This is a genomic window from Phytobacter cepae, assembly GCF_054165735.1.
Genome location: NZ_CM135107.1, coordinates 4,741,693 through 4,758,705, shown reverse-complemented (window position 1 = coordinate 4,758,705; position 17,013 = coordinate 4,741,693). Strand labels below are relative to the sequence as shown.

The window sequence follows — 17,013 nt, the reverse complement described above, 5'->3', positions numbered from 1 at the left end:
CCTTGTCTGGGCTGGAGTATAATTCCTCAAGTTAACTTGAGGTAAAGAGGTTTTATGGCACTAAAATCACCACGCATTAAATCGTTACTGACCCCCGGAGAAGTCGCGAAGCGTAGCGGGGTTGCGGTCTCTGCATTGCACTTTTATGAGAGCAAAGGGTTGATTAAAAGCACCCGGAACAGCGGCAATCAGCGGCGTTATGCACGCGATGTGTTGCGCTATGTGGCAATCATTAAAATTGCCCAGCGCATCGGCATTCCGTTGGCGACCATTCATGATGCTTTTGGTGTATTACCAGAGGGGCATACGCTGAGTGCAAAAGAGTGGAAACAACTCTCTTCCCAATGGCGTGAGGAACTGGACAGACGTATCCATACGCTGGTGGCGCTGCGCGATGAGCTGGACGGATGTATCGGCTGTGGCTGCCTGTCGCGTAGCGATTGCCCGTTACGTAATCCGGGCGATCAACTGGGTGCCCAGGGAACCGGCGCACGACTACTGGAGGAGGATTAATGCTGTCCACAAAAAACTAAAGCGCCCAACTGGGGCGCTTTAGTCGGTCCGGTCTTTGTCTTTCTCTCTATCCCATTGACGTATGGGAGGGTTTCCCCCGACATCAGTACCCCTCAGTTATGTTGAAGGTTCCGGCTTGTACTGACACTTTAATTTTAGAGTGTGGTTAAAAAACAACCAGTGCAGAAACGTTTTTTTTAGGAAAATTTTCATCCAACGGTGAGCGTTCTCTATAGTTAATTCGAATAAATATCCTAATCAACATCTTCACGGAGAAAGCCATGCTCACTGTGCACCATCTTAATCAATCGCGTTCCCAGCGCGTGCTCTGGGCACTTGAGGAGCTGGAACAGCCTTACCAGATAGTCCGCTATCAGCGTGAAAAGACCATGCTTGCGCCGGACTCACTGAAGAAAATCCACCCGTTGGGAAAATCTCCGGTACTGGAAGATGAGGGGCTGGTGATTGCTGAGTCGGGAGCCATCCTCGAATATCTGCAGGAGACCTACGACCCCGAGCAGCGCCTCAAACCGCATGACGTGGCGATGCGCCAGCAATATCGCTTCTGGCTGCATTATGCCGAAGGGTCTTTGATGCCGCTTTTACTGATGAAACTGGTCTTCAGCAGCCTGGGTAAACCGCCGGTGCCTTTCGGCTTCCGTACGATAGGGAAAGCGTTGGGCGGCGGCATTGAAAAAGCCTGGCTGAACAAGCAAATTGCCACCCATGCCCGGTTTATTGAGTCAGAGCTGGCTCAGCGCCCCTGGTTTGCCGGGGAAGAACTTAGCATGGCCGATGTACAGATGAGCTTCCCCATTTTTGCCTTACTGGCCAGAGGCGGCATTGACGATCTGCCCCATACAAAAGCCTGGCAAAAACGGGTAGAAGCGCGACCAGCCTGGCAAAGGGCGGTTCAGCAGGGCGGACCCTTCTCACTTCCCGGCAGCTAAAAATGATCTTTGAATGTTGCAAAGTTGCGCATCGACGATAACGTTTGCGCATCTGCCGCTTAATTCTTCACCGCCATAAGCGAAAATTAGCAAAAAGGGGCAAAGTTAAGTTGAAAACCGGTGTCTAAACGCTGGATAATCGTTTGCCTTTTTCTTCCAACCGTTTTTTATGCGCGGAGTTAAACGTTTGCTTTTTGTGACACCCCTTTGTCACAACGCAGCACAGGGAGACGACGTTTAACACGCAGTGGACTGTCCGCCGCGCAGATCAACGAACGATAATAATTCTCAGGGGATGTTTTCTATGTCTACGCCTTCAGCGCGTACCGGCGGTTCGCTCGACGCTTTCTTTAAAATTTCTGCCCGTGGCAGCACGGTTCGTCAGGAAGTCGTTGCCGGTTTAACCACCTTTCTGGCGATGGTCTATTCGGTCATCGTCGTGCCGGGCATGCTCGGTAAAGCAGGCTTCCCGCCAGCGGCCGTTTTCGTTGCGACCTGCCTGGTTGCCGGTGTGGGCTCAATCGTCATGGGCCTGTGGGCTAACCTGCCGTTAGCTATCGGTTGCGCTATCTCGCTGACCGCCTTCACCGCCTTTAGCCTGGTGCTTGGCCAGCAGATCAGCGTGCCGGTTGCACTGGGTGCCGTGTTCCTGATGGGTGTGCTGTTCACTGTGATTTCCGCCACGGGTATCCGTAGCTGGATCCTGCGCAATCTCCCCCAGGGTGTTGCGCACGGAACCGGTATTGGTATCGGCCTGTTTCTGCTGCTGATTGCCGCAAACGGCGTGGGCCTGGTCATCAAGAACCCGCTGGACGGTCTGCCGGTGGCACTGGGCCACTTCGCCAGCTTCCCGGTTATCATGTCGCTGATTGGTCTTGCGGTGATCATTGGTCTGGAAAAACTGAAAGTGCCAGGCGGCATCCTGTTGACCATCATCGGCGTGTCCATCGTCGGCCTGATTTTTGATCCGAGCGTCCACTTCTCCGGTATTTTCGCCATGCCATCGCTGAGCGATGACAAAGGCAACTCCCTGATTGGCAGCCTCGATATCGTCGGCGCACTGAACCCGATTGTTCTGCCAAGCGTGCTGGCGCTGGTGATGACGGCGGTGTTTGATGCGACCGGTACCATCCGTGCGGTAGCCGGTCAGGCGAACCTGCTGGATAAAGACGGCCAGATTATCGATGGCGGCAAAGCGCTGACCACCGACTCCCTGAGCAGTGTCTTCTCAGGTCTGGTCGGTGCGGCACCGGCAGCGGTGTATATCGAATCCGCAGCGGGTACGGCAGCAGGCGGTAAAACTGGTCTGACTGCGCTGACCGTGGGTGTGTTGTTCCTGCTGATCCTCTTCCTCTCGCCGCTTTCGTATCTGGTTCCGGCGTACGCCACCGCCCCTGCGCTGATGTACGTTGGCCTGCTGATGCTGAGCAACGTGGCGAAAATTGACTTTGCTGACTTCGTTGATGCGATGTCAGGACTGATTACCGCAGTGTTCATCGTGCTGACCTGTAACATTGTGACCGGTATTATGATCGGCTTCGCCTCGCTGGTGATTGGGCGTATTTTCTCCGGTGAATGGCGTAAGCTGAACATCGGCACCGTGGTGATTGCGGTGGCACTGGTGGCCTTCTATGCTGGCGGTTGGGCTATCTAAGTCGACTGAATGCTCTCAAAACGGGTGGCTCAGGCCGCCCGTTTTCATTTTTTACGCACATCCCGTTACCTTTGCGTTAAGCTGAATGTTCTATTATCAAGGCATGACGCTTTTGTAAAAACATCGCAACAAGGAACGCATGGAACTCTTTTTTACTATTCTCATCATGACCCTTGTGGTCTCACTCTCGGGGGTCGTTACACGCGTATTACCCTTTCAGATTCCCCTCCCACTTATGCAAATTGCCATCGGCGCACTGCTGGCTTTTCCCACGTTTGGCCTGCACGTGGAGTTCGATCCGGAACTGTTTTTGGTTCTCTTTATCCCACCCCTCTTGTTCGCTGACGGCTGGAAAACGCCGACGCGTGAGTTTCTTGAGCATGGGCGAGAGATCTTCGGCCTTGCGCTGGCGCTGGTGGTGGTCACGGTTGTCGGTATCGGTTTTCTTATCTACCTGCTGGTGCCGGGCATTCCGTTAGTACCGGCGTTTGCGCTGGCAGCGGTACTGTCGCCTACTGATGCAGTGGCGCTGTCGGGCATTGTCGGCGAAGGCCGTATTCCTAAGAAAATCATGGGAATTTTGCAGGGTGAGGCGTTAATGAATGACGCGTCGGGCCTGGTATCACTGAAGTTCGCTGTCGCCGTGGCGATGGGCACCATGGTCTTTACCATCGGGGGGGCCACCGTTGAGTTCTTCAAAGTGGCTATCGGCGGGATTTTGGCCGGGTTCGTCGTGAGCTGGCTGTACGGTCGCTCACTGCGTTTCCTCAGTCGCTGGGGTGGTGATGAACCGGCTACCCAGATCGTGCTGCTGTTCCTGCTGCCGTTTGCCTCTTACCTGATTGCGGAACACATTGGCTTCTCTGGCATCCTGGCTGCGGTGGCGGCGGGGATGACGATCACCCGTTCCGGCATGATGCGGAGCGCGCCGCTGGCCATGCGTCTGCGCGCTAACAGCACCTGGGCGATGCTGGAATTTGTCTTTAACGGTATGGTGTTCCTGCTGTTAGGTCTGCAACTGCCGGGTATCCTCGAATCTTCTCTGGTGGCGGCAGAAGCCGATCCGAATGTCGAAACCTGGATGCTGTTTACCGATATCGTGCTGATTTATCTGGCGCTGATGCTGGTCCGTTTTGGCTGGCTGTGGACCATGAAAAACTTCAGTAAACGTTTTTTGCACAAAAAGCCGATGGAGTTTGGTTCCTGGAGTACACGCGAGCTGCTAATTGCTACCTTTGCGGGTGTACGTGGGGCCATCACCCTGGCGGGCGTACTCTCTATTCCTCTGTTCCTGCCAAGTGGTATGGACTTCCCGGCGCGTTATGAGCTGGTGTTCCTCGCCGCTGGCGTGATTCTTTTCTCGCTGTTCGTGGGCGTGATTGCTCTGCCACAGTTGCTTCAACGTATTGAAGTTCGTGACCATTCTCAGCAGTTTAAAGAGGAGAGAATGGCCCGCGCAGCCACGGCGGAAGTAGCGATTGTCGCTATCCAGAAAATGGAAGAGCGCATGGCGGCAGATGCTGAAGAGAATATTGATAACCAACTGCTGACCGAGGTCAGTTCGCGGGTCATCGGTAACCTTCGACGTCGTGCCGATGGGCGCAATAACGTTGAAAGTTCACTACAGGAAGAAAACCTCGAACGCCGGTTCCGCCTGGCGGCGCTGCGCTCAGAGCGTGCTGAGCTTTATCACCTGCGCGCCACGCGGCAGATCAGTAACGAAACGCTGCAGAAAATGTTGCACGATCTGGATTTACTGGAATCGCTGTTAATCGAGCATAAGTAACGTTCTACAGGCCCGGTGGCGCTTCGTTTACCGGGCCTGGGCTCTGTTCAGACCAAAACCCTTCACAACATTTCAGCCAGGCCTGGGCGCTGTGGGAGAGATAAACGCCTTCGCGCCAAATCATTCCTAACAGCCAACGTAAATCGCTCTCCAGCGGGATCCAGTTGAGGGTCTGCTTATCCAGCCGCTGGCAAATGGGCTCGGGTAAAATCGCGATGCCCACCCCGGCCTGCACCATGGCGGCAAGAAAATCCCACTGTCCGCTGCGTACGGCAATGCGTGGCTTCACGCCATGCTGACTGAAAAGCAGATTAAGCTGACGACTCAACGCGAAGTCTTCGTTGTAAATCAAGAGGGGATGAGCGGCAAGCTGCGACGGGGTGATGGAGGTCATGTTATGCCACTCCCCTGAACGCGGGACCAGCACGCACAACGAATGGCTGAATAAGGGGAGGGTCGCGAGGCCGCTACCGGGCTCGACGGGCAGGGCGGTCATCGCCAGATCCAGCTCGCCGTTGGTCACGGCTTGCTGCACCGTTAGCCCGCCAAACTCAGCAATCTTCAGCTCCACACCCGGGTAGCGTTGCCTAAATAAACTGATAGGTCCCGCCATCAACATGCCCACCATCGGCGGGATCCCCAGGCGTAGTATTCCTTTGTTGAGGTGATGGATATCGCCCAGTTCAGCTTCAAGCTGGCGAAATTCCGCCAGAATCGCCAGACCGCGTTCAAACACTACGCGCCCGGTATCGGTAAGCAGTAATTTACGGCCATCACGAATCAGCAGCGTGCAATTAAGCTCATCCTCAAGATTTTTAAGCATCTTGCTGATGGTCGGCTGGGTGACAAATAAGCGTTCCGCTGCGCGCGTGAAACTTTGCTGTCGCACCACTTCCACAAAATAACGCAGCGTTCTGATGTCCATTATTATTCCTTTAACCAGGTATAGGATGAGTTTAATAGATTTCTGAACGTAGCGGTGGCTCAACACTCCATTCAGCAGAAAGGGAAGATGTGGCAATTAGCCGCACCGCTGGAGGCGCGGCTACTGTTTTAATTTATTTTTTTAATCGCTTAACCAATTCAAACTCATGAAAATTTACCGGTCGCTGCTGCTGCATTGAAATATTGCCCGCAATCCCGGTCAGGATCGACATTGCCCCCGCGCGGTGGTCGGCGGCACGCTTGAGCGGATCGTTGCCCGGTGTGCCAAACAGGTCGGCGAGCATGGCGTTATCACCACCGCCGTGCCCGCCTTCGCCGAGGGTGAAATCTGCCTGCCACGGCTCAGCAAACATCGGGAATACGGTGATGTTGCAGGACGTCAGGCTGCCTTCGTCCTCGCGCTCACCTCCGGCATTAACGTAAGATTTCTCAATGATTTTCATCTCCAGCCGCCCTTCACTGCCGTTAAAGACGACGTTCAGACCTTCCCAGGGCAGATAGGTGTTCAGCGAGTAGCTGAGCTGGCACTGATTCTGATATTTCACCAGCACCGAAAGGGTATCTTCGATGGTGATCCCATCGCTAAACACGCTCTGGTCGCGCCAGTAATTATCCTCATGTTCTGCATCAAGATAGAGTGCTTTCAACTGCGGGTTTTCTGCCATATGCAGCGCGAAAGGGTCATTTTGCGCTGCTGCATAGCCGTGAGTGCGCGGGTAGAACTGGCTGACGCCCCGCTTTTCGGCATTCTCTTTACCATAAAAACGCAGCGCGCCTTCGGCATAAACCCGCTCCGGGTAGCTGTCCAGCCAGAAATTCATCAGGTCGAAATGGTGGGTGGATTTGTGCACCAGCAGGCCGCCGCTGTTGCGTTTTTCCCGGTGCCAGCGACGAAAATAATCCGCACCATGCTCCGTGTTGAGCAACCATTCAAAATGGACCGAATAGACCTCGCCAATGGTACCGCTCATCAGTAATTCGCGCACTTTACTGTGGTGAGGCGCGTAGCGGTAATTAAACGCCACGCGCACGGTGTGACCGGTCTCTTCGATGGCATCGAGGATCCGCAGTGCGCGTTGCTCATCAATCGTCATCGGTTTTTCGGTAATGACATCGCACCCGGCTTCCAGCGCCCGCACAATATAGTCATCGTGGGTACGGTCCATGGTGGTGACGATAATAATGTCCGGCCGCGTCTCATGAATCATGGTTTCGAATTGCGCGGCAGGCCATGTCGACGCTGGCGGTGCACCTTCATTTTGTAATAAGGTGTTGGCGTAATGCATACGCGTCTGGTTGGTATCGCAAAAGGCAACCAGCTGCGCGTTGTCTTTCCACTGACCGCCAATAGCGGAAATATACAGCCCGGCACGACCACCTGTTCCCACAAGGGCATACTTTTTCATGGCATCCTCTTTGACATAAATGAATAAGCGTAATGAAGTAATAAAACAATGTTTCAGTTTGCTTATTTACTGTAACGCGACGGTCGAGGATGGGTACTGCGAGGGAAGAAAAATGTGATCCCCGGCCAGAATAGCCGGGGATAATCTATTAATGTGCGCGACCTTGATCGATACCGATACCCGTCTGTGAACGGATAAACTGGGCACGGAACTGCTCACGTTCCAGAACACCCTGAGCTGAATTATCGGTGGCAGAGAAAATCCAAATCCCAATAAAGGCCACGGCGATGGAGAACAATGCCGGGTATTCATACGGGAATACCGGTGCCGCATGACCCAGGATTTGCACCCAAATGGTCGGGCCGAGCACCATCAGAATCACCGCCGTCAGCAGGCCGAGCCAGCCGCCAATCATTGCGCCACGGGTGGTCAGTTTGGACCAGTACATGGAGAGCAGAATGATCGGGAAGTTACAGCTGGCAGCAATGGAGAACGCCAGGCCCACCATGAAGGCAATATTCTGATTTTCAAACAGAATCCCCAGCAGAATGGCGACGACACCCAGCACCAGCACGGTAATTTTCGAGACTCTCAGTTCATCTCGCTCGGTGGCCCCTTTACGGAATACGTTGGCGTACAGGTCATGAGAAACCGCCGATGCACCCGCCAGCGTTAACCCGGCGACCACTGCCAGAATGGTGGCGAAGGCGACAGCGGAGATAAAGCCGAGGAACAGGTTACCGCCCACAGCATTCGCCAGATGGACTGCGGCCATGTTGTTGCCGCCAATCAGTGCGCCTGCCGCGTCTTTAAAGGCCGGATTTGCCCCCACCAGCATGATCGCACCGAAGCCGATAATGAAGGTCAGGATGTAGAAGTAGCCCATAAAACCGGTGGCATAGAAGACGCTTTTACGTGCTTCCCGCGCATCGCTTACCGTGAAGAAGCGCATCAGAATGTGCGGCAGGCCCGCAGTACCAAACATCAGGCCAAGGCCCAGCGAGAGCGCCGATATCGGATCTTTCACCAATCCGCCTGGTCGCATAATAGCTTCGCCTTTCGGATGGACCGCCATGGCTTCGGTAAACAGATTATTGAAACTGAAACCGACGTGCTTCATCACCATAAACGCCATAAAGCTGGCACCGAAGAGCAGCAGCACGGCTTTGATGATCTGTACCCATGTGGTGGCGAGCATACCGCCAAAGAGAACGTACATCACCATCAGCACGCCCACCAGCACCACCGCGATGTGGTAGTTCAGACCAAACAGCAACTGGATGAGTTTACCGGCACCGACCATCTGGGCAATGAGGTAGAGCGCCACCACCACCAACGAACCGCAGGCAGAGAGGGTGCGGATTGGCCCCTGTTTCAAACGATAAGAGGCCACATCCGCGAAGGTGTAGCGACCCAGGTTACGCAGGCGTTCGGCAATCAGGAACAGAATGATCGGCCAGCCGACGAGGAAGCCCAGGGAGTAAATCAGGCCGTCGTAGCCGGAGGTAAACACCAGTGCGGAGATGCCGAGGAACGAGGCCGCCGACATATAATCCCCGGCAATCGCCAGGCCGTTCTGGAAGCCGGTGATATTGCCGCCCGCCGTGTAGTAATCGCTACGGGTGCGGGTACGCTTAGAGGCCCAGTAGGTGATAACGAGCGTTAAGGCGACGAAAATCACAAACATAATAATCGCCTGCCAGTTGGTTGGCTGGCGCTGGACGGCACCGGTCAACGCATCTGCGGCGTGCGAGGCGAAGGAGGTGGCGAGCAGAGGGGCGGCGAGCGCCATCAGAAGACGTTTCATGGTGCTTTTACCTCTTGCAGAACGGCCCTGTTCAGACGGTCAAATTCGCCGTTGGCGCGCCAGACGTAAACCCCGGTGAGGATAAACGAAATGACAATCACGCCGACACCAATCGGAATACCGCGCGTAATGCTACTGCCTGCGGCAATCGGGGTGCCAAGCCAGCCAGGCGCGAAGGCGATGAGCAGAATAAAGCTGACGTAAATCACCAGCACGACCAGCGACAATATCGTGGCAAACCGTTGCCTCTTTTCGACTAACTCCCTGAAATGCGCGTTGTTCTCTATCCGTTGATAAATGGTGTCATTCATCACAGAGTCTCCACAGAAGTAAGGTAGGGTTTTTTTATATTATTCCCTCTCCCGGATGGGAGAGGGGTAGGGTGAGAATAACGTTACGATGGCATGGTGATGGCCTGCTTCTCTTCGAGCAGTTTGTCCACCACGCCAGGATCGGCGAGAGTTGAGGTATCGCCAAGATTACTGGTATCGCCGGCGGCGATTTTGCGCAAAATACGGCGCATGATCTTGCCTGAGCGCGTTTTGGGTAACGAGTCGGTCCAGTGCAGCACGTCCGGCGTGGCCAGCGGGCCAATCTCTTTGCGTACCCAGTTGCGCACTTCGGTGTAGAGCGCAGGGGTCGGCTCTTCCCCGTGGTTCAGCGTGACGTAGGCATAAATCGCCTGGCCTTTAATGTTGTGCGGAATCCCCACCACCGCCGCTTCGGCGATTTTCGGATGGGACACCAGCGCGGATTCAATTTCGGCGGTTCCCAGGCGGTGGCCGGACACGTTCAGCACATCATCCACGCGGCCGGTTATCCAGTAATAGCCATCTTCGTCACGACGTGCGCCGTCGCCACTGAAGTACATGTTTTTGAAGGTGGAGAAGTAGGTTTGCTCGAAGCGGTCATGATCGCCAAACAGCGTGCGGGCTTGTCCTGGCCAGGAGTCGACGATGACCAGGTTACCTTCGGTTGCCCCTTCCTGCGGATTGCCTTCGTTATCCACCAGCGCAGGCTGGACCCCGAAGAACGGACGCGTCGCGGAACCGGCTTTCAGCTGCGTGGCGCCGGGCAGCGGGGTGATCATGAAACCACCGGTTTCGGTCTGCCACCAGGTGTCGATGACCGGGCATTTCTCATTGCCGATCTTCTTCCAGTACCACTCCCACGCTTCCGGGTTGATAGGCTCGCCCACGGAACCGAGAATGCGCAGCGATGAGCGATCGGTGCCTTGAACCGCTTTGTCACCTTCGGCCATTAGCGCGCGAATGGCGGTCGGCGCGGTGTAAAGAATGTTCACGTTGTGCTTGTCGACCACCTGACTCATACGCGCCGGGGTCGGCCAGTTTGGCACGCCTTCGAACATCAGGGTGGTGGCGCCGCAGGCCAGTGGCCCGTACAGCAGATAGCTGTGTCCGGTTACCCAGCCGACGTCGGCGGTGCACCAGTAAACATCGCCATCGTGGTAGTCAAAGACATATTTAAAGGTGGTGGCCGCATACACCAGATAACCCCCGGTGGTGTGCAGCACGCCTTTCGGCTTGCCGGTTGAACCAGAGGTATAAAGGATGAACAGCGGATCTTCCGCGTTGACCTCAACAGGCTGATGTTCATCGCTGGCATTGGCGGTGAGGGCGTCCCACCACAGGTCGCGGCCTTCGTGCCACTCAATCTTGCCACCGGTACGTTTGAGCACCACCACGTGTTCGACGGTTTTCACATTAGGGTTGTTCAGCGCGTCATCGACGTTCTTTTTCAAGGGGATACTGCGCCCGGCACGTACCCCTTCGTCGGCGGTGATCACCAGCCGGGAACTGGAATCCACGATGCGCCCGGCGACGGCTTCCGGCGAGAAACCGCCAAAGATAACCGAATGAACCGCACCAATGCGCGCACAGGCCAGCATGGCGACGGCGGCTTCCGGCACCATCGGCATATAAATCGCAACCACATCGCCTTTTTTAATCCCGAGATCGACCAGTACGTTGGCAAAGCGGCAGACGTCGCGATGCAGCTCGCGGTAGGTGATGTTTTTGCTCTGGCTGGCGTCGTCACCCTCCCAGATAATCGCCGTTCGATCGCCTTGAGTTGCAAGATGGCGATCGAGACAGTTTGCCGCCAGATTCAGCGTGCCGTCTTCATACCATTTAATGGAAATATTACCTGGCGCGAAGGAGGTATTTTTTACCTTCTGATAAGGCTGCATCCAATCGAGAATTTTGCCCTGTTCGCCCCAGAATGCATCCGGGTCAGTGACCGATTGCTGATATTTCGTTTCGTACTGCTCCGGATTGATCAGGCAACGCTCCGCAATATTTGCGGGAATATCGTGTTTATGGATTTGGCTCATGGCTTTTGCTCTCCTTGTAGGATGTTAATGATATGTCACATAAACGTTAATTGTAGGGGCTTTGCCTGGTTTGTTTATTATTTGCGCGACAGATCACGCATTGATGAACAGGTTGAAAAATGGGCAAATGACACTTTGCGGGAAAATAATTACGGGGATGTATTATCGAAAATGGGCTGAAAAAAAGCGTTTTCATAACATATAGTTATGCACGATAAATAACATAAAAAAGCGTTTTTATGTAAAAAATCAGTCAAACCCACTTCTGTTAAAGGGTTGCACGTTACACCTTGCAAATGGTACTGATAATGCGCGTTAAAAAACCCCGCAAGAGCGTGTGACGCTAACCATACCCTTTCCGTATGAGTCGTTCCCCAATCGGGAAGGTCGCTTCATTGAGGATCTCTGTAGATATGAAAACATTTAAAGTCAGCCTGGCCTGGCAGATTCTGCTGGCCCTCGTGCTGGGTATTCTTCTGGGCAGTTACTTGCACTACCAGAGTGACAGCCGCGAATGGCTTATCGCCAATCTTCTGTCTCCGGCAGGGGATATCTTTATCCACTTAATCAAAATGATTGTGGTGCCCATTGTTATTTCCACGCTGGTTGTCGGTATTGCCGGTGTCGGTGATGCGAAACAACTGGGGCGAATTGGCCTGAAAACCATTCTCTATTTCGAAGTGATCACCACGGTTGCTATCGTACTGGGTATTACGCTGGCGAACGTCTTCCAGCCGGGTACCGGTATCGATATGACGCAGCTTGCGTCGGTGGATATTTCGAAATATCAGAGCACGACGGCAGAAGTGCAAAGCCATGCTCATGGTCTGATGGGGACGATTCTGTCGCTGGTGCCGACCAATATCGTCGCGTCGATGGCAAAAGGTGAAATGCTGCCGATCATTTTCTTCTCGGTGCTGTTTGGTCTGGGGCTCTCCTCCCTGCCAGCCACCCACCGCGAGCCGCTGGTCACCGTGTTCCGCTCCATTTCTGAAACCATGTTTAAAGTCACCCATATGGTGATGCGTTATGCGCCAGTGGGCGTGTTTGCGCTGATCTCCGTGACGGTCGCCAACTTTGGTTTTGCTTCTTTGTGGCCGCTGGCGAAGCTGGTTATCCTGGTGTATTTCGCGATTCTGTTCTTCGCACTGGTGGTGCTGGGGATCGTGGCGCGTATCTGCAAGCTCAGCATCTGGACGCTTATCCGCATCCTGAAAGAAGAGCTGATTCTGGCCTACTCCACCGCAAGCTCTGAGAGCGTGCTGCCGCGTATCATTGAGAAGATGGAAGCCTACGGCGCCCCGGCATCGATCACCAGCTTCGTGGTGCCAACCGGTTACTCTTTCAATCTGGACGGTTCTACGCTGTACCAGAGTATTGCCGCTATCTTTATTGCCCAGCTGTATGGCATTGAGCTGTCGCTGAGCCAGGAGATAATCCTGGTGCTGACGCTGATGGTCACCTCAAAAGGTATCGCAGGCGTGCCGGGTGTCTCCTTTGTGGTGCTGCTGGCCACCCTGGGCAGCGTCGGTATCCCGCTGGAAGGTCTGGCGTTTATTGCTGGCGTTGACCGTATCCTTGATATGGCGCGTACCGCCCTGAACGTTGTCGGCAATGCGCTGGCCGTGCTGGTTATCGCGAAGTGGGAACACCGCTTCGACAGCAAAAAAGCACAGGCTTATGAGCGAGACGTGCTCGGTAAGTTTGATAAGACGGCCGATCTGTAATTTTTGCTCCGCCCTCGCCAGATGATGAGGGCGGAGAAAAATTGGGTGCATTAAGAACCACACTTCCAAAAAGCCGGGCGAGTTTCCCCGCCCGGAGAGTTAGCCTAACGAACAAGCTAATTTCGGCACCACCTCCTGATTTTCTCCACGAATATTTAATTCGCAAAGTTTTCCACGATGAATAAATGAAAACATCAGGATCGTCAGACACACGATAATAAGAATGCCTAACGTATATTTTAATGGCGTCATGCCTAATACTCCTTGCAAAAAAAAGGGTACGAGGCTACTCTCAACTTGGTTGGAGTTGAGGTAGAGTAGCCTCGGGTTATTGGAAAATAGCCCGGGGCTTTTCAACTCTCTGACCTTCAACAATCATGCTCAAGACCAGAAAGCCTTAAGCACCCGCCCTGTATATTATTCAAATCTCATTAAAACGAAAGAAAAAACAGAATGTAATTTCGTTGCACTTATTACAGGTTCATGGAATAACGTTCGCAAAAATAGTTTATACCCGTCATACTTCAAGTTGCCTGGGCGTTGGCTCTCCTCGCTCACCCCAGTCACTTACCAGAGTAAGCTCCTGGGGATTTGCTGCGTTGCCGCCTTCATGCAACTCGAATTATTTAGGGTATATATTTATTTAATGAATTAATTGTTGCTGTAAATAAAAAGGCGTAGGGAATAAATTCTCTGCGCCTTTATTTATTGCCGCGCTCTATTATCCCAGTGCACTTTCGCGCAAACGAGACTTCAGCTTGTTGTATTCATCAATCACATACTGTTCTGCGGCGTGCTGATCGGCAATAGGTTCAATATTGACGGCACAGTACTTATATTCCGGCGTTTTGGTTATCGGACTCAGGTTCTCCGTCACCAGTTCATTGCAGGCGCCAATCCACCACTGGTAGGTCATATAGACCGCCCCTCTATTGGGGCGCTCGCTGACCTGAGCCCGGGTAATAATCCGACCCTTGCGTGAGTTCACCCAGACCAGTGCTTCATCCTCAATACCGAGGCGTTCGGCATCGGCGGTGTTGATTTGCGCATAGCCGGGTTCATCCGCCAGGGCAGAGAGTGCAGCACAGTTACCGGTCATCGAGCGGCAGGAGTAGTGGCCGACTTCACGCACGGTAGAGAGCACCATCGGGAACGCGTCAGTGAGTTTATCGATTGGCGCGACCCAGTCGCAGGTGAAGAACTTCGCCAGGCCTGTATCGGTGTCGAACTTCTCTTTAAAGAGATACGAGGTTCCCTGGTCGGCGTCCGATGTGTCGCGACATGGCCACTGGATATAGCCCAGTTCACCCATTTTCTCATAGGTCGCCCCATAGAAGTCCGGGCAGAGATGCCGCAACTCGTCCCAGATTTCCTGGGTGTTGTTGTAATGCATCGGATAACCCATGCGGGTGGCGATCTCACTGATAATCTGCCAGTCCGTTTTCAGGTCCCACTTCGGCTCGACCGCTTTAAAGAAGCGCTGGAAGCCGCGATCTGCCGCCGTGTAAACACCTTCGTGCTCACCCCACGAGGTGGAGGGCAAGATGACATCCGCCGCTGACGCGGTTTTGGTCATGAAGATATCCTGCACAATGACCAGTTCCAGATCCTCAAACCCTTTACGCACGGCAGAGAGTTCAGCGTCCGTCTGCAACGGATCTTCCCCCATGATGTAAGCGGCACGCACTTCACCATGCGCCGCACGGTGCGGCAGTTCGCTGATGCGGTAGCCGGTATGAGCGGGCAGGCTGTCAACGCCCCAGGCTTTGGCGAATTTATCGCGGTTGGCCTGCTCTTTAACGAACTGGTAGCCTGGGAAGGTGTCCGGCAATGCACCCATATCGCAGGCACCCTGGACGTTGTTCTGCCCACGCACCGGGTTCACGCCAACGTGCGGTTTACCGAGATTCCCGGTCATCATGGCGAGGCTGGTTAGCGAACGCACGGTTTCCACACCCTGATAGAACTGAGTGACGCCCATGCCCCACAGGATGGTGGCGTTTTTTGCGCCGGCATACATCCGCGCCGCTTTGCGAATATCCGCCGCACTCACGCCGGTAATCGCTTCCACTGACTCCGGCGTATAGCCTTCGACGATTTTTTTGTACTCGTCAAAGCCCTGCGTCCGCGCGGCCACAAACGCATGGTCATACAGATTTTCTTCAATGATCACATGGCCGAGTGCGTTCAAAAGCGCAATGTTCGAGCCGTTTTTCAGCGCAACATGCAAATCCGCAATGCGTGCGGTTTCAATTTTACGCGGATCGCAGACGATGATTTTCGCCCCGTTCTGTTTCGCCCGAATCACATGATTAGCGACGATAGGGTGCGAATCTGCCGGGTTATAACCAAAGATAAACACCAAATCGGTGTTATCAATTTCATTTATCGCGTTACTCATCGCGCCATTTCCGACCGATTGGTGCAGACCTGCAACCGAAGGGCCGTGTCAGACACGTGCGCAGCAGTCGACGTTATTGGTCCCAATAACGGCGCGCGCGAATTTTTGCATAATGTAGTTGGTTTCGTTACCCGTTCCCCGTGAAGAGCCGGTGGTCTGAATCGCGTCCGGGCCATACTTCGCCTTAATGGCGCTAAGACGGGTTGCCACGTAGTCCAGGGCCTCTTCCCAGGAGACGGATTCCAGTTTGCCGCCACGCTGGCGACGGATCATAGGGGTTTTCAGACGAGGGGTGAGAATTTGGGTATCGTGAATAAAATCCCAGCCATAGTAGCCTTTCAGACACAGCGTACCCTGGTTGGTCTTTCCCTGCGCAGCCTCCGCCCGAACGATTTTGCCGTTATCCACCACCAGGTTTATTTTGCAACCCGAGGCGCAATAGGGGCAAACCGTGACGACTTTTTTCATCGCTATCGCTCCAGTTAATAAAGAGTGCGCTTGCGCGCCTTCGCACCCATTATGCATCTTTTATGCCATGCTTCTGTTGTGGGTATTCCCTGATATTAAGGCCGATCTTTGTTCAAAATACTGACGAAGGGCAGGCTGTCGTCAGATTTGACGTGACGAAGGTAAGGGGGATGTGACCGTGGTTATAAAAACGGCATTAATTCACCGCCTTTATGCATCGGACAAATAAAATAAAGCAGAATGCGAAAACTTTCCTGACGGATGTGGACGATGAAACCTGCAATTCTGATAGTGGATGATGACCTGGCGGTCTGTGAGTTGCTTAGCGACGTGCTCAGCGAGCATGTTTTTACTGTTCACGTTTGCCACAACGGGCTGGATGCCATCGCGGCAGGGGCGCGTCACCCGGAAATTGCGCTGGTGCTACTGGATATGGTGTTACCGGATATCAACGGCTTAATGGTGTTGCAGCAGCTGCAAAAACAGCGCCCGGAATTGCCGGTTATTATGCTCACGGGCCTTGGCAGTGAGTCCGATGTGGTGGTCGGTCTGGAAATGGGGGCCGATGACTATATCGGTAAGCCGTTTAATGCGCGCGTGCTGGTGGCGCGGGTCAAAGCGGTCATGCGGCGAACCGGCGCACTGGCGGCAGAAACGCAGGCCATAAAAATGCCCGGCTTCAGCTTTAATGGCTGGCATCTCGACCCGGCACGCTGCGCGCTGATGAATCCCCAACAGCAGACGGTCGCGCTGACGCAGGGGGAATACAGCCTGCTGTTGGCGCTGGTACAGAATGCGCGACGGGTATTAAACCGAGAGCAACTGCTGGAGCTGACCCACAGCGAAAGCGTCGAGGTATTCGATCGCACCATTGATGTGTTGATCATGCGCCTGCGGCGCAAGATCGAAATTAATCCGCATCAGCCAATGCTTATCAAAACGCTTCGCGGCCTCGGCTATGTGTTTGCCGCCGACGTGGCTCACAGTGAGAAAGCGGCGTAAT

13 protein-coding genes are annotated in these 17,013 nt (G+C 54.0%); 6 read left to right on the top strand and 7 right to left on the bottom strand.

Features of this window, described 5'->3' with window-relative positions; translation table 11 throughout:
- The first annotated feature begins 54 nt into the window (after window positions 1-54).
- From soxR to ACUY4Q_RS22270, 4 genes are all read left to right on the top strand, one after another.
- Window positions 55-513: a redox-sensitive transcriptional activator SoxR gene (gene soxR / locus ACUY4Q_RS22285; RefSeq protein WP_458044826.1), complete on the top strand. Its 459-nt coding sequence runs from the start codon at window positions 55-57 to the stop codon at window positions 511-513.
- Window positions 514-794: 281 nt separating this feature from the next.
- Complete coding sequence (locus ACUY4Q_RS22280) at window positions 795-1,463, top strand: glutathione S-transferase family protein (protein WP_458044825.1); 669 nt, start codon at window positions 795-797, stop codon at window positions 1,461-1,463.
- A gap of 304 nt (window positions 1,464-1,767) precedes the next feature.
- On the top strand, window positions 1,768-3,117 hold the full coding sequence (gene ghxP, locus ACUY4Q_RS22275; RefSeq protein WP_458044824.1) for a guanine/hypoxanthine transporter GhxP: 1,350 nt from the start codon (window positions 1,768-1,770) through the stop codon (window positions 3,115-3,117).
- Between the two features lie 139 nt (window positions 3,118-3,256).
- Window positions 3,257-4,903, top strand: coding sequence for a Na+/H+ antiporter (locus ACUY4Q_RS22270; RefSeq protein WP_458044823.1), 1,647 nt, complete (start codon window positions 3,257-3,259; stop codon window positions 4,901-4,903).
- Between the two features lie 4 nt (window positions 4,904-4,907).
- Here the strand turns inward: ACUY4Q_RS22270 and ACUY4Q_RS22265 are convergent, their stop codons facing one another.
- The 5 genes from ACUY4Q_RS22265 to acs all read right to left on the bottom strand — a co-directional run bounded on the left by ACUY4Q_RS22265 (window position 4,908) and on the right by acs (window position 11,414).
- The gene (locus tag ACUY4Q_RS22265; protein WP_458044822.1) at window positions 4,908-5,828 is read right to left on the bottom strand and encodes a LysR family transcriptional regulator; all 921 of its coding nucleotides are present in this window, start codon (window positions 5,826-5,828) and stop codon (window positions 4,908-4,910) included.
- Between the two features lie 133 nt (window positions 5,829-5,961).
- Complete coding sequence (locus ACUY4Q_RS22260) at window positions 5,962-7,254, bottom strand: Gfo/Idh/MocA family protein (protein WP_458044821.1); 1,293 nt, start codon at window positions 7,252-7,254, stop codon at window positions 5,962-5,964.
- 148 nt (window positions 7,255-7,402) lie between these two features.
- Window positions 7,403-9,061, bottom strand: coding sequence for a cation/acetate symporter ActP (gene actP / locus ACUY4Q_RS22255; protein WP_458044820.1), 1,659 nt, complete (start codon window positions 9,059-9,061; stop codon window positions 7,403-7,405).
- Complete coding sequence (locus tag ACUY4Q_RS22250) at window positions 9,058-9,372, bottom strand: DUF485 domain-containing protein (protein WP_458044819.1); 315 nt, start codon at window positions 9,370-9,372, stop codon at window positions 9,058-9,060. The genes actP and ACUY4Q_RS22250 overlap by 4 nt, the downstream gene beginning before the upstream one ends.
- Window positions 9,373-9,455: 83 nt before the next feature.
- Window positions 9,456-11,414 carry an acetate--CoA ligase gene (acs, locus tag ACUY4Q_RS22245; protein ID WP_458044818.1) on the bottom strand — a complete coding sequence of 653 codons (1,959 nt, stop codon included), beginning with the start codon at window positions 11,412-11,414 and terminating at the stop codon, window positions 9,456-9,458.
- A 413-nt stretch (window positions 11,415-11,827) separates the two neighbouring features.
- On the opposite strand from acs, the gene gltP reads away from it, so the two are divergent.
- A complete protein-coding gene (gltP, locus tag ACUY4Q_RS22240; RefSeq protein WP_458044817.1) occupies window positions 11,828-13,141 on the top strand; it encodes a glutamate/aspartate:proton symporter GltP in 1,314 nt (437 codons plus the stop codon).
- Between the two features lie 99 nt (window positions 13,142-13,240).
- Here the strand turns inward: gltP and ACUY4Q_RS22235 are convergent, their stop codons facing one another.
- The gene (locus tag ACUY4Q_RS22235; RefSeq protein WP_458044816.1) at window positions 13,241-13,393 is read right to left on the bottom strand and encodes a Hok/Gef family protein; all 153 of its coding nucleotides are present in this window, start codon (window positions 13,391-13,393) and stop codon (window positions 13,241-13,243) included.
- Window positions 13,394-13,862: 469 nt separating this feature from the next.
- Window positions 13,863-16,010 carry a formate dehydrogenase subunit alpha gene (gene fdhF, locus ACUY4Q_RS22230; RefSeq protein ID WP_458044815.1) on the bottom strand — a complete coding sequence of 716 codons (2,148 nt, stop codon included), beginning with the start codon at window positions 16,008-16,010 and terminating at the stop codon, window positions 13,863-13,865.
- A gap of 270 nt (window positions 16,011-16,280) precedes the next feature.
- Here fdhF and ACUY4Q_RS22225 point away from each other — a divergent pair, with 270 nt between their 5' ends.
- Entirely contained in the window at window positions 16,281-17,012 is a 732-nt protein-coding gene (locus ACUY4Q_RS22225; RefSeq protein ID WP_458044814.1) for a response regulator, read from the top strand.
- Window position 17,013: the final 1 nt, after the last annotated feature.